Here is a 13,263-nt window from a genome sequence, read left to right on the forward strand (position 1 = left end):
CCGAAGGTGGCCTTCGCGACAAACGTCCCGCCTCGCAGGGGTCCGAAGCACCCTTACGGCCTAAGGTTCGGTACATGACTGAGATGGCCAGGGAGGCCGCGGCCGGCTTCGACAGCACCGGCGGCGTCGGCGGTCAGCCGGTACTCGACAGGCTGGTCGCGCTGCTGGACTTGGAGAAGATCGAAGAGAACATCTTCCGCGGCGTCTCACCGGCGCATTCGCCGGTGCGGGTGTTCGGCGGGCAGGTCGCGGGGCAGGCGCTCGTCGCCGCCGGCCGCACCGTGCCCGAGGAGCGGAAGGTCCACTCGCTGCACGCGTACTTCATCCGCGGCGGTGACCCGAGTGTCCCGATCGTCTACGAGGTCGACCGCATTCGCGACGGCCGCTCGTTCACCACCCGCCGTGTCGTCGGCATCCAGCACGGCAAGGCGATCTTCTCCCTGTCCGCCTCGTTCCAGAAGGACGAGGGTGGCATCGAGCACTCCGAGGGCATGCCGGACGTCCCGGACCCCGAGTCGCTGCCGACGCTGCAGGAGCGGGCCGAGGGCTTCTTCGACGGCTTCCGCGACCGGCCGCGCCCGATCGACCTGCGGTACGTCAACGATCCGCCGTGGGTGACCCGCGAGTCGGGGGAGCGCCCCGCCAGGAACCAGGTCTGGATGCGGGCCGACGGCAAGCTCCCGGACCAGCAGTTGCTGCACGTCTGCGTCCTCACCTACGCCTCCGACATGACGCTCCTGGACTCGGTCCTCGCGCGCCACGGCGTCTACTGGGACCTCGACAAGGTGATCGGCGCGAGCCTCGACCACGCGCTCTGGTTCCACCGCCCGTTCCGGGCCGACGAGTGGTTCCTCTACGACAGCGCGTCCCCGACAGCGTCGGGTGCCCGCGGTCTGGCCACGGGACGGTTCTTCGCCGCGGACGGAACGCACATCGCCACCGTTGTGCAGGAAGGCCTTCTCCGGGTGGTGTGAACGGTGACGTTCCGCATCGAAGAGGCGCCTTGTCCACCCTTTAGAGGGAATGGCGAAATGCATTAACATCTGGAGCCAGAGCATTACCTAATGGCTGCGGGCATAAAGGGAGGGCCGGAACCGATCGGGGGACGGCTCCGGCCCTGCACCGGGGGTGAATCCGGCTTCGACGGGTATCCTTCCGGAAGCCCATCGGTGCAGCTCGCGGCCCCGCGCCCGTGCCGCGAGCGGATCCGCCGTCACCGATGAAGGTGGGCGTACCGCGTTGCACAACGCACAACCTACAACGGCAATCTGCAAATTGCAGGATGAAAATCCGGACGTGTCGGGAAATGGTCGGGTGACCATCTCACCGAATGTGTCTCGGGCTGGTTAGATGTGCTTCGAGCGAGGTTCCTGAACACTGTTCTCCTCGCCGCGTCGTGATCGGTTTTGCCGGACAGCCTGTGGAGGTGCCGTGATGACGAGGGGTCAGGGACCCACCGTGCGCCGCCGGAGACTGGCGAGCGAATTGAGGCGGTTGCGCGAGGCGGCCGACCTCACCATCGACGAAGTGAGCGAGAAGCTCGAATGCTCGGCGTCGAAGGTCAGCCGGATCGAGACCGGCCACGTCGGCGTCACCCCGCGCGACGCGCGCGACATGCTCGAGCTCTACGGCATCGCCGGCGACGAGCAGGAAGCGCTCGTCCAGCTGGCCAGGGAAGCCCGCAAACGCGGCTGGTGGCACGCGTACAACGAGGTGTTCACCGGCACCTTCGTCGGTCTGGAGGCGGACGCGAGTTCGCTGCGAGCGTTCCAAGCGCTGCTGGTGCCGGGCCTGCTGCAGACAGAGCGGTACGCCAGGGCCGTGATCAGGGCGATGCGGCCCGACGCCGAGGAAGCCGAGATCAGGCGCAGGGTGGCCGCGAGGATGGCGCGCCAGGAGCTGCTGACCGATCCTTCGCCCCCGGAGTACTGGGCCGTGATGGACGAGGCGGTCCTGCATCGCACGGTCGACGGGCCCGAGGTGATGGCGGAACAGCTGTACCGGATGGTCACGATGGCCGCGAAGGCGAACGTGACCATCCAGATCGTGCCGTTCGGCGCGGGTGCCCACCCCGGGATGGAGGGTCCGTTCCTCGTCATGGGCTTCCCCGAACTGGCCGACACCGACGTGGTCTACGTCGACAGCACCTCCACGGGCCTCTACCTGGAGGAACCACCGGACGTCCGGCGATACGCGTTGATGTTCGACCATCTGCGTGCCGCCGCGTTGAAGCCGGACGACTCGGTCGCGGTGATCGCCGAGGCCGCCGGAAGGTTCGCCGAACAGGCGGCCCTGCCGGAGAGAACCGGAAACGAGTAAGGAGTGGGGAGCATGACGCCCAACGATGATCTTTCCCAGGCCCAGTGGCGCAAGAGCAGCCACAGCGGGGGCGGCAACGACTGCGTCGAGGTCGCCTTCACCGGTTCCGGTGCCGCGCTGAGGGACTCCAAGGACCCCGAGGGAGGTGCCTTCCGCCTCTCGCCGCACGCTTGGCGGGGGCTGCTCGGCGCCGTGCGCCCGAGTGGCCCGGCACACGACTAGAGATCGAGGAATTCGACCCCTTACGCCTCCCGAGCAGGGGATGGGCAGGAGTAAGGGGTCGAATCACGTCCGGGTGTAGGCGATCACCCGATGCCGCGGGGCACCCCTCAGGACGAATCTCATCACTACCGAACAAGTGGATGAGTTCCTAAGGGGAAACAGTGATGAACACGAACGACGCCCTGCTCACCGGAGTACTGGCCGAGGTCGAGTACCGCAGGGAAGAGCTGCAGCGGGCAGGCCGCAGCGTGTGGGTCGACAAGGCCCGCCGGGTGAGCAAGAGGATCCGCGCGCACCGTGCCGAGGTCCAGGTGCCCGCCCAGCAGCGCCGCGAGACCGGGCAGATGCCCGCTCGCAGCGGCGAGATCACCCGGTAGAGGTCGAGTGCGATGAAGCTCTCGACCGAAACCCAGGCGAAGTTGTCGGCCCGGTAGGCAAGAATGCACCTCGTGCCCCGTCTTGGCTCCGGAATCCCGATCGTCGCCCGCACTCAGGAGATGCGGCAGCTCCGCGCCGCCTTCGCCCGTGCAGAACGGGCAGAGGCCGGCGCGGTGCTGCTCTCCGGAGACGCCGGCGTCGGCAAAACCCGCCTCCTGACCGCGCTCGGCGAGTACACCGCCGGCGCGGGCGCCCTGGTGCTCACCGGGCGCTGTATCGACGTCCATGAGGGCGGTCTTCCTTATCTTCCGTTCGCCGAGGCCCTGGCGCCGCTGGCGACGACGTCCGACCCCGCGGTCACCGCCGCGGTCCGTGCCCGGCCGGCGCTGGGCAGGCTGCTCCCGCAGATGCAGCAGGCGGAGGACTTCCCCGCCATCGAAGACGGTCAGCTCACCGCGAGCGAACGGGTGTCGACGCAACGGCTCAGGCCCGAACAGGACCTCGGCCAGCTCCAGCTGTTCGACGCGGTACTGGGGGTGCTGACCGTCATCGCGCAGCGCCGGCCGGTGGTGATCCTGCTGGAGGATCTGCACTGGGCCGACGGCTCCACCCGGAACCTGCTGTCCTTCCTGATGACGAGGCTGCGCACCCAGCGGTTGCTGGTGGTGGCGAGCTATCGCGAGGAGGACGTCCACCGGCGGCATCCGCTGCGGGGGCTGCTGTCCGAGGTGGTGCGGCTGGGCGCGGTCGAGCGCGTCGAGGTCAAGCCGTTCGGCGCCGAGGACGCGCGCGCGTTCGTCGAGGCGCTGGCCGACGAGCCGATCGGCCAGGACATGATCGCCGACATCGTCTCCCGGTCCGAGGGCAATCCGTTCTTCGTCGAGGAGCTGCTCGCCTCCGCGAAGGACTGCCGTGACCTCCCCGCCGGGCTGGCCGAAGTGCTCCTCGCCCGGGTGGAACAGCTTTCCCAGATCACCCGCCGGGTGCTGCGCGTGGTCTCGGTCGCCAAGGACGCCGTGGCGCACGCCGCGCTCGCCGAGATCTCCGGGCTGGACGAGCTCGAACTCGACGAGGCACTGCGCGAGGCGGTGCAGCATCACGTACTGGTGATCGAGAACGGCTTCTACACCTTCCGCCACGCGTTGCTGCAGGAAGCGGTGTACGGCGACCTGCTGCCGGGGGAGCGGGTGCGCATGCACGCGGCCTACGCGTCGCGGATCCGCACCAGGACGCAGGGCCGGGGCCAGGACGCGCGGCTCGCGCACCACAGCCTGGAGAGCAAGGACTTCGTCGGCGCGCTGGCCGCGTTGCTGCGCGCGATGGACGAGGCCGAGAGGCTGGGCGCGCCCGGTTCCGCGTTGCGCCACGTCGAGCAGGCACTGTCCATCTGGGACGCCGTGCCCGCGCCGGACCGGCCGTCGGACGTCGACGAACTCCGGCTGCTGCACGAGGCGTCCTACTTCGCGAGCACGTCGGGGGAGCCGGAGCGGGCGGTCGCGTATTCGCGGTCCGCGACCGAGGCGCTCGGCCCGGACAACGGCAGCGAACGGGCCGCCAAGGTCTGGCGACGGCACGCGGAAGCGCTGCTTTCGGTCGACGGCACGCTCGACGAGGTCGTCGCGGCGATCGACAAGGCATGGAGCCTGGTCGAACACACCGAGGCGAGTTCCGCGCGGGCCTGGGTGCTCGCCACCAGGGCGGGGATCCTGCGGCTGATCGACAGGCACGACGAGGCGCTGCAATGCGCGCTGGCCGCGGTCGCCGACGCCAGGGCCATCGGTGCCGGCGGAGCGGAAGCGGCCGCACTGGTCTCGCTCGGCACGCTGGCCGATTCGGCGGGAGACGTCGAGGAGGCGCGAGAGCGGCTGCGCCAGGCCGAGCGGAAGGCGCGGGATTCCGGCGCGCTCAACGGCGAACTGCGGGCGCTGCACTTCCTCGGGCTGAGCTACGACGACAGGGCGGAGATCCCTTCCGCGCTGAAGTACTACGCCAAGGGCATCCAACGGGCCAAGGAAACCGGGCTGACCTGGAGTTCGTTCGGGATCGAGCTGCGGACCAAGCACCTCACGCTGCGCTACATCAGCGGGGACTGGCCGGAAGACGACGACGCCGGCCGCGCGGGCCGCGGCGTTTCGAGCGTCGTCGCCGGGCGGTTCCTGGGGATCTGGGCGCAGTTCGTCGTCGGACGGGGCCGGTTCGCGGACGCGGACAAGATCCTGCCCAGTCTGCACCGGCACTGGAGCGCGGACTACTCGATAGCGCTCGCGTCGGCGGACGCCGCCATCCAGCTCGCGACCTGGCGCGGGGACAACGCGGGTGCGGTGCGGCAGGCGCACGAGCTGATCGACTGGCTCGAAGAGGTCGAACCCGCGGTGCTCGGGGGGATCCGGATCAGCGTGCACGGCCTCGCGGCCGCTGTCGCGCAGGCCGCCGAAGCCCGGGTCCGCGGGGATCAGGCGACCGTGGACGCCGCGGTGGAGTCGGGCGAGAAGATGCTCGCCCACGGACGCCGGTGCGCCGAACACGGCATCCCGCGTTCGGTGTCGCTCGGCCCGGAGGCACTGGCGTGGCTCGCCCGGCTCGAGGCGCTGGGCAGTTGTCTGCGCGGCGCTGGAGACCCGGCGCTGTGGGCGAAGGCGGTCGAGGCGTTCGGGTACGGCGCGGTGTACGAGCAGGCCATGTGCCGTCTTCAGCACGCGAAGTCCCTGCTGGCGTCCGATGGGAACACTGCGCTCGCCGCGTCGGAGCTGCTGGCCGCGCACGCGGTGGCCGACAAGCTGGGTGCCTGCCCGCTGCGCGAAGCCGTCCAGGACCTGAGTCACCGGGCGCGCGTCGAGCTTCCCGGGGCGCCCGCGGCTCCGCGGCGTGACGTCGTCGATCCTCTCACCGACCGGGAGCGGGACGTGCTGGAGCGTGTCGCGCTCGGCCGGACCAACCGGCAGGTCGGCGAGGAGCTGTACATCAGCGAGAAGACGGTGAGCGTCCACCTTTCGCGCGTGATGGCGAAACTCGGCGCGAGCCGCCGGGCCGAGGCCGTCGCGATCGCTTACGACCGGGGCCTGCTGGCCGCCCCGACGACGTCCTCCTGACCCGCGTTTCGTCCTCTAGTTGCGGTCCTTGCATGCGCAACTACCGCAACTAGAGGACGAATTGCGTGGGGTGGGGGACGGGTCAGCGGCGCGGGAGGCGGCGAAGCGCCTTCAGGCTCGTGCTCAGGGCTCGCGCCCAGAGCTTTGGCGGGATTCCGCGACCGGGGCGCAGCGGCATCCCGCGCTGCACCGCGATCGCCTGGGCCTCGGTGTATTTGAGCAGGCCTTCGGCGCCGTTGCGCCGTCCGACGCCGGACTCCTTCATCCCGCCCATCGGCAGTCCCACGGTCCCGAAGGTCGCCGCGAAGCCTTCGTTCACGTTGACGGTCCCGGCCTTCAGCCGCGCCGCGACCTCCCAGCCCGCCCGGCCGTTGCGCGACCACACGCTCGCGTTCAACCCGAACCGCGTGTCGTTGGCGCGCTCGATCGCGTCGGTGACGTCGGTGTAGCCGTAGATCGACACGACCGGCCCGAAGGTCTCTTCGGCGAACAGCTTGACGTCCTCGGTGACGTCGGTGAGGACGGTCGGCTCGTAGAACAGCGGGCCGAGGTCCGGCCGTGCCTTGCCGCCGGTGAGCACCGTCGCGCCCTTGGAGCGGGCGTCCTCGACGTGCGCCGACACCGTCGCCAGCTGGTCTTCCGAGGTCAGCGAGCCCATCTGCGCCCGGTAGTCGAGCGCGCCACCGAGCCGCACCGCGGCGGTTTTCGCGACGAAGGCCCGCGTGAACTCCTCGCGGATGGACTCGTGGACGTAGATCCGCTCGACCGAAACGCACAGCTGGCCCGCGGAGGAGAAGCACGCGGTCACCGCGCCCGTGGCGGTCTTGGCGATGTCCGCGTCGGGCAGCACGATCATCGGGTTCTTGCCGCCGAGCTCCAGCGAATAGCTCGTCAGCCGTTCCGCCACCTTCGCGGCGAGGCCCTTGCCCGTCGGCGTGGATCCGGTGAAGCACAGGTAGTCCGACTCTTCGACCAGCGCGTCGCCGATCTGCGAGCCGCGGCCGAGCACGATCTGCCAGACGCCGGCGGGCAGCCCGGCCTCCTCGGCGATTTCCTGCAGCCACAGCGCCGAGAGCGCGGTCTGGTTGTCCGGCTTCTGCACGACGGCGTTGCCCGCCGCGAGCGCGGGCAGGACGTCCATCGCGGTGAGGGCGAGGGGGTAGTTCCACGGCGAGATGATCCCGACGACGCCCTTGGGGTGCCGGATCTCGCCGACCTTCGTCAGTACCGGGATCAGACCCGCGGCGCGGCGCGGCGAAAGGAACTTCGCGCTGTGCTTGCCGTAGTAGGCGGCCACGAGCGCGGTGGCGCTGACCTCGTCGAAGGCGTCCATCCTGGCCTTGCCCGCCTCGATCTGCACGAGGTCGAGCGCCTCTTCCTGACGCTTCAGGACCAGGTCGTGCAGACGGATCAGGATGCGCTGACGGTCCTCGACCGGCCGCTCGGCCCACGAGCGCTGCGCCTCCCGCGCCTGGTCGAACACGGCGCGGACGTCGGCGTCGGTGGCCTGGGGGAGCGTCACGATCGGCCGTCCGGTGAACGGGGCGCGCATCTGGACCGGTGCCGAGTCCTTGCCACCCACGACCCGGGACACGAGCCGTTCCGCCCTGGCCGTGGCCGGGGCGCCGGAAACGCCGCCGATGGTGGCCGGACCTTCGGTGTGGTGGCCCGCGCTCGCCGGTGTCGTGCTCGTCATGCCGTCTCCGTTCCATGCCGCGTGGAGCCGGGAGGCGCCACGCAGAGCCCAGGTGTTACCGACGAGTACAGCATACTGCCGGTATGGAGACTGTCCAGCTGACGTGAATAAGTTTCACATATTGCCGGGCTGGGGCGGGTTTTCGGGAGACGGGCGCAGGATGTCCTGCTGCTGCAACGCGGAGCCCGAAGGCGGTGTCGGGGGCGACGGAGGTTCGTAGGCCTGCGGCGGCGGTTGCTGTGGATACTGCTGCTGAGGGATTCCGGGCGCATAAGGCGCGTAACCGGCCGGATAAGGGGACTGGCGGGGTGGCGCGGGTTCACGGCGGTTGGCCACGATCGCCAGTCCGATGGTGAGCAACGCCACGAGCCCGCCCGCGAGCAGGATCCAGAATCCGCTCCCGGTTCCATAGCGCGAGACGAAGCGGCCGGTGTCCTGCCCGAAACTCAAGCTCGCCGAGATGTCCATGCCGAACATCCAGACGCCGATCGCCGTCCCGGCCCCGCCGGCGACCAGCAGAGTTCTCGCCGTCGTCGCGCCGGGCGAACCCGAATTCCGGCGGTACGACGCGAAGCCCACCGCGGCCCCGGCGAACAGCGTCAGCGCGGCGGCCGACAGCGGGATGCCGTACCGGGCGACATGGGTCTTGTCGTAGAACTCCTTCTCCTCGGCCGACGGCTCGATGTCGAAGGTCCGCGTCCAGCCGGTCTCGGCGAATTTCGACACCGTCTTGCCGTCGGAGACCTGTTCGTACGTCGACTGCGGCAGAAAGGTCCCGATCAGCACCAGAAGGCCGGCGAAAACCCCCATCATCGCGGCGAACAACCGGGGGAGCCGCACGTCGGACGGTGGTCGTGGCGCGGCGGCGGGAGCTTGGACGGGCTGCGTTGCGCTGAACGGGCCAGTCGGTTGGTACGGCTGCTGCTGCGGCGCGCTCATGGTCGGCTCCTCCGCCGGTTCTGTTGTCCAGCAAGGAATTCCACCACGGATCGGGCCGCGAGATAAGTGTCACCTGTGCTCTGGTCAAGCCTCTTCGCGCGTGCTACGCGGGGAGCTTGGGCCAGGCGACGTTCGCCATTTCCCTGGCGATGTCACACGCTTTTGGCGCCTGTACGGCGAGAAGGGCGTGCTCGACCTGGTTCCGGTTCGCGTCCGGGCCGCCGATGTGGCCGGTCAGCACCGTGCAGCCGCCACTGACCTCCTGGACGAAGGAGCGGCGCCCGCCCAGCGTCTCCTCGGGGGCGCTCGTGGCCTTCGGATTCGGGCCGAGGCCGAATTCCAGCCGGGCGAACCGTTCCGCGTTCTGTTCGCCCCAAAGGCATTGGTGCCGGGACAGATCGCCCTTCCCGGAGACTGCGCCGCCCAGCCGCGCGGAGATCTCGCTATCGGACAGCAGGGCGGAGCAGGCGTCCAGCCGGGCGAGGGAGTTTTCGCGGTACTCGAGATGCGACGGCCGCTTGCCCGCCGCGAGCGACCGGACGGCGTTCTCCGCGGTTTTCGTCGCCACGTCGAGCAATTCCGGGCCGAAGTCCTGACGGGCTTCGAAGTACGTTCCGACGCGCAAGGAGGTGTCATCGGTGAAGATCAGCTGAAGAAGGGGCTGACCCTGGAGGTCCGAGCGGACCATCCGCAGGCCGCGGGCGAGCGACGGCTCGCCGACCGGGGTTGCACCGCCGAGGCGCTCCTGCGCCCGGTCTTCCGGGAAGCCGAAACTGATCAGGGCGGGGGCCCCGGCGATCTTGAGCTGAAACGAGCACGCGCCCATGCTGAGCGTCGGTTCGGACAGTGGATACGTCTTCTCGAGCTCAGGGAAGTCGAGGATGTCGCAGAAGTTCACGGTCGTGGGGTCGCCGAGTGCTTCGCGCAGCGTCAAAGGCCCCGTGGGCGGAGCGGGCGGTGGCTCGGCCGCGCACCCGGCGAGCATGAGCACTGCCGCGGCCAGTGCCGCCATCTTCTTGAGAGCCCACATGTCCGGAGCTTACGTGGCCGCGTCCTCGTACAACATCACCGCGACGCGCTTCCATTCGTCGAGCAATTGCCGCCGCCGCTTCGGATCGCCGCCGAGTTCGGCGTCCAGCGCCAGGCCGCGGGTGAGGTTCACGGTCAGCCAGAACAGGATCTCCGCGCGTTCCTTCGGCAGGTCCCCGGCGACCGCGGTGATGTGCTCCAGCGTCGAGCGGCCCAGCGCCCTGTCGACCGGGCGGATCGCCTCGCGGAGTTCGGGATCGGTCCGCGCCGCGACCCACAGTTCCGTGGCGGCGGTGGACAACGTGCCCGAATAGCCCTCCCACAGCAGGTCGATCGCCGCCGCGACGCCCGATGCGCCACCGGGGAGCGTCGAGAGCGATGCCGCGAGCCGTCCGCGCAGCTTCTCCGTCAGATGCTCGACGGCGGCCGCCATCAGCTCGGCCTTCGCGGAGAAGTGGTGCTGCACGGCGCCCTTCGAGACCCCGGCGCGGGCGCAGATCTCCTGGACCGAGGTGCGCGCGTACCCGAGGTCGACCAAGCAGTCGATGGTCGCGTCGAGCAAGGCGGTGCGGGTCTGCTCCCGCCGTTCGGCCTGTGTCCGGTGGGTCCTGCCCAGTGCGGTCATCGAACCGGTACCCCCTTTACGTGCAGCTCGGTACGGATGTACATTCCGCTTGGAACTTACATCCTAAGCGTCATGTTTTCCAGGTCCTGATCAGGAGGCGTTGGCCGTGCCCTTGCAGATCCAGAAGAGTTCGTGGAGCACGACGGAGCTCGAAGACCTCCGGGACCTCGCCCGGACGTTCTGCCAGAAGGAACTCGTGCCGAACCAGGAGCGCTGGGCGGCCGAGAAGAAGGTCGACCGCGAGCTGTGGACGAAGGCGGGCGAGGTCGGCCTGCTGGCACTGTCCATCCCGGAGGAGTACGGCGGTGGCGGCGGCACGTTCGCCCACGAGGCCGTCCTCTACGAAGAGCAGGCCCGGTCCGGCGACAGCGCCTGGGGCGTCACCGTCCACAACGGAATCGTCGCGCACTACATCCTCGAGTACGCGGGCGAAGAGCAGAAGAAGGCATGGCTGCCGAAGTTCGCCTCCGGCGAGATGGTCGGCGCGGTCGCGATGACCGAACCCGGCACGGGTTCGGATCTGCAGAGCATCAAGACCCGCGCGGTGCGCGACGGCGACCACTACGTGATCAACGGCGCGAAGACCTTCATCACCAACGGTTTCCACGCCGACCTCGTCGTCGTCGCGGTGAAGACCGATCCGGACGCGGGCGCGCAGGGTGTCTCGCTCATCGCCGTCGAGACCGACACGCCGGGCTTCAGCCGCGGCCGCGTCCTCGACAAGATCGGGCTCAAGGGGCAGGACACCGCGGAGCTCTCCTTCGACGACGTCCGGGTGCCCGCCGCCAACCTCCTCGGTGGACAGGAAGGCCTCGGCTTCATCCAGCTGATGCAGCAGCTTCCGCAGGAACGGCTGATCATCGCCGTCACCGCGGTGGCCGGGATGGAGGCCGCGATCGACCAGACCATCGCCTACACCAAGGACCGCCAGGCGTTCGGCCGCCCGATCTACAACTTCCAGAACACGAAGTTCAAGCTCGCCGAGGCCGCCACCGAGGCCGCCGTGTCCCGCGCGTACCTCGACCAGTGCATCGAACGGCACCTGCGCAAGGAACTCGACGTGCAGGGCGCGGCGATGGCGAAACTGTGGACCACCGAACGGGTCAACAAGGTCGTCGACGACTGCCTGCAGCTCTTCGGCGGCTACGGCTACATGTCCGAGTACCCGATCGCGCGCGCGTGGGCCGACATCCGGATCTCCCGGATCTTCGGCGGCACCAGCGAGATCATGAAGGAAATCATCTCCCGTACTCTCTGAAAACGTTGCCGTACAAGGAAAGGACGTGGCGATGAAGGCTGGGCCGCTGAGCGGGCTCAAGGTCGTCGAACTGGCCGGGCTCGCCCCGGCGCCGTTCGCCTGCACCATCCTCGCCGATCTCGGCGCGGAGGTGGTCCGGATCGACCGGGCGACCCCGGGCAACGACGTCATCGGCTTCCCGAACGATCCGCTCGCCCGGGGCAGGCGGTCGATCGGGATCAACACCAAGACTCCCGAAGGGGTCGAACTGGTGCTGAAACTCGCCGACGACGCCGACGTGCTCATCGAGGGTTTCCGTCCCGGTGTCGCCGAGCGGATGGGCATCGGGCCGGAGCAGGTCCACGCCCGCAACCCGCGGCTGGTCTACGGCCGGATGACCGGCTACGGCCAGGACGGCCCGCTGGCGACAGTCGCCGGGCACGACATCAACTACATCGGCATCTCCGGCGCGCTCGAACCGATCGGGCACGCCGGGCAGCGGCCGGTGGTGCCGCTCAACCTCGTCGGTGACTTCGGCGGCGGTGGCCTCCTGCTCGCGATGGGCGTGTTGGCGGCGCTGTTCGAACGCCAGACCTCAGGCAAGGGCCAGGTGGTCGACGCGTCCATGGTGGACGGCGCGGCCCTGCTGACCACCAGCCTGCACGGGCTGCTGGACTCCGGGCTCTGGCCCGGCGGGCGCGGCGAGAACATGCTCGACGGCGGCGCGCCGTTCTACGACACCTACGAGACCGCCGACGGCAAGTACGTCGCCATCGGCGCGATCGAGATGCGGTTCTGGGGCGACCTGGTGAAGGTGCTCGGCCTCGATCCCGAGGAGATCCCGGTCCACGTCGACATGAACGAGTGGCCGAAGCTGCGCAAGATCGTCGCCGAAGCCGTCGCGAAGCACACTCGCGACGAGCTGGTCGCGAAGGCCGAGGGCACCGACGCGTGCTTGACGGCGGTGCTCTCGCCCCGTGAAGCACCGTCGCATCCGCACAACGTCGCCCGCGGGACGTTCGTCGACGTCGGCGGCATGATGCAGCCCGCACCCGCGCCGAGGTTCGACCGCACGCCGGCCGCGACGCCGGAACCGCCGCGGCCCAAGGGCGGCGACACCGCCGACGTCCTCGCGGAACTCGGTGTGGACGCCGACGGGATCGAGCGGCTCAAGGCCGCGGGCACGATCGTCTAGCCGCGTTCCGGGTCGGGGTCCAGGTCCGATCGCACCATCGAATAGAGGATGTGGTCGCGCCAGGCCCCGTCCCGGAACCCGTAGCCGCGCAGCACGCCTTCCTTGGTGAAGCCCGCCTTCGTCAGGGAACGCTGCTCCGCGACGTTGCCCGCCTCCGTCGACGCCTCGACGCGGTTCATTTGCGTGTGCGAGAAAAGGTAGCGGACCAGCAACCGCTGGGCCTCGGTCCCGTGGCCGTGGCCGCGTGCCTCGGGGATGAGCACGAGCCCGGCGTTCCAGCAGAACGACGTCGACCCGCTCCTGGTCTTGTGCCAGGAGACGAAGCCGAGCCGCTGCCCGGCCAGCTCGATCATCAGCATCCCGTTGTCCGCCGCGAGCATGCCGGTCTCGGCCCAGCGGCGGCGCAGGAAGTGCGGGTCGTGCCAGCCATGCCATTCGAACGCGCCCGCGGCCTGGGGATCGTTCGTCAGGCTCTCGAGCATCGGCAGGTCGGCTTCGGATACCGGTCTGAGCGCGACTCCGGTTTCGGTCATT

12 protein-coding genes are annotated in these 13,263 nt (G+C 69.4%); 7 read left to right on the plus strand and 5 right to left on the minus strand.

The features are described from left to right. Nucleotides 1–74: 74 nt before the first annotated feature. The 5 genes from ACZ5IK_RS11970 (at nucleotide 75) to ACZ5IK_RS11990 (ending at nucleotide 6,008) form a co-directional block, all read left to right on the plus strand. Nucleotides 75–974 (plus strand): acyl-CoA thioesterase, encoded by a 900-nt coding sequence (locus ACZ5IK_RS11970; RefSeq protein ID WP_465487716.1) that lies wholly within the window; start codon nucleotides 75–77, stop codon nucleotides 972–974. A 460-nt stretch (nucleotides 975–1,434) separates the two neighbouring features. Further along, nucleotides 1,435–2,319 (plus strand): helix-turn-helix domain-containing protein, encoded by an 885-nt coding sequence (locus ACZ5IK_RS11975; RefSeq protein WP_465487717.1) that lies wholly within the window; start codon nucleotides 1,435–1,437, stop codon nucleotides 2,317–2,319. Nucleotides 2,320–2,331: 12 nt separating this feature from the next. Beyond that, entirely contained in the window at nucleotides 2,332–2,541 is a 210-nt protein-coding gene (locus tag ACZ5IK_RS11980; RefSeq protein ID WP_101606475.1) for a DUF397 domain-containing protein, read from the plus strand. Between the two features lie 164 nt (nucleotides 2,542–2,705). Further along, nucleotides 2,706–2,918 carry a hypothetical protein gene (locus ACZ5IK_RS11985; protein ID WP_465487718.1) on the plus strand — a complete coding sequence of 71 codons (213 nt, stop codon included), beginning with the start codon at nucleotides 2,706–2,708 and terminating at the stop codon, nucleotides 2,916–2,918. A gap of 63 nt (nucleotides 2,919–2,981) precedes the next feature. Beyond that, nucleotides 2,982–6,008 carry a helix-turn-helix transcriptional regulator gene (locus ACZ5IK_RS11990; protein ID WP_465487719.1) on the plus strand — a complete coding sequence of 1,009 codons (3,027 nt, stop codon included), beginning with the start codon at nucleotides 2,982–2,984 and terminating at the stop codon, nucleotides 6,006–6,008. Nucleotides 6,009–6,090: 82 nt separating this feature from the next. Here the strand turns inward: ACZ5IK_RS11990 and ACZ5IK_RS11995 are convergent, their stop codons facing one another. The 4 genes from ACZ5IK_RS11995 to ACZ5IK_RS12010 form a co-directional block, all read right to left on the minus strand. Further along, nucleotides 6,091–7,704, minus strand: coding sequence for a succinic semialdehyde dehydrogenase (locus ACZ5IK_RS11995; RefSeq protein WP_465487720.1), 1,614 nt, complete (start codon nucleotides 7,702–7,704; stop codon nucleotides 6,091–6,093). Nucleotides 7,705–7,818: 114 nt separating this feature from the next. Continuing rightward, nucleotides 7,819–8,643, minus strand: coding sequence for a hypothetical protein (locus ACZ5IK_RS12000; protein WP_465487721.1), 825 nt, complete (start codon nucleotides 8,641–8,643; stop codon nucleotides 7,819–7,821). Between the two features lie 103 nt (nucleotides 8,644–8,746). Then, a complete protein-coding gene (locus tag ACZ5IK_RS12005; RefSeq protein WP_465487722.1) occupies nucleotides 8,747–9,673 on the minus strand; it encodes a hypothetical protein in 927 nt (308 codons plus the stop codon). 9 nt (nucleotides 9,674–9,682) lie between these two features. Further along, nucleotides 9,683–10,297, minus strand: a complete 615-nt coding sequence (locus tag ACZ5IK_RS12010; protein ID WP_465487723.1) for a TetR/AcrR family transcriptional regulator — start codon at nucleotides 10,295–10,297, stop codon at nucleotides 9,683–9,685. A gap of 106 nt (nucleotides 10,298–10,403) precedes the next feature. Here ACZ5IK_RS12010 and ACZ5IK_RS12015 point away from each other — a divergent pair, with 106 nt between their 5' ends. Together ACZ5IK_RS12015 and ACZ5IK_RS12020 are read left to right on the plus strand one after the other, a co-directional pair. Next, entirely contained in the window at nucleotides 10,404–11,555 is a 1,152-nt protein-coding gene (locus tag ACZ5IK_RS12015) for an acyl-CoA dehydrogenase family protein (protein WP_101606482.1), read from the plus strand. A 31-nt stretch (nucleotides 11,556–11,586) separates the two neighbouring features. Continuing rightward, nucleotides 11,587–12,729 (plus strand): CaiB/BaiF CoA transferase family protein, encoded by a 1,143-nt coding sequence (locus tag ACZ5IK_RS12020; protein ID WP_465488012.1) that lies wholly within the window; start codon nucleotides 11,587–11,589, stop codon nucleotides 12,727–12,729. Here the strand turns inward: ACZ5IK_RS12020 and ACZ5IK_RS12025 are convergent. Continuing rightward, nucleotides 12,726–13,262: a GNAT family N-acetyltransferase gene (locus ACZ5IK_RS12025; protein ID WP_465487724.1), complete on the minus strand. Its 537-nt coding sequence runs from the start codon at nucleotides 13,260–13,262 to the stop codon at nucleotides 12,726–12,728. The genes ACZ5IK_RS12020 and ACZ5IK_RS12025 overlap by 4 nt on opposite strands. Nucleotide 13,263: the final 1 nt, after the last annotated feature.

It is taken from the genome of Amycolatopsis sp. NPDC031561, assembly GCF_055580625.1.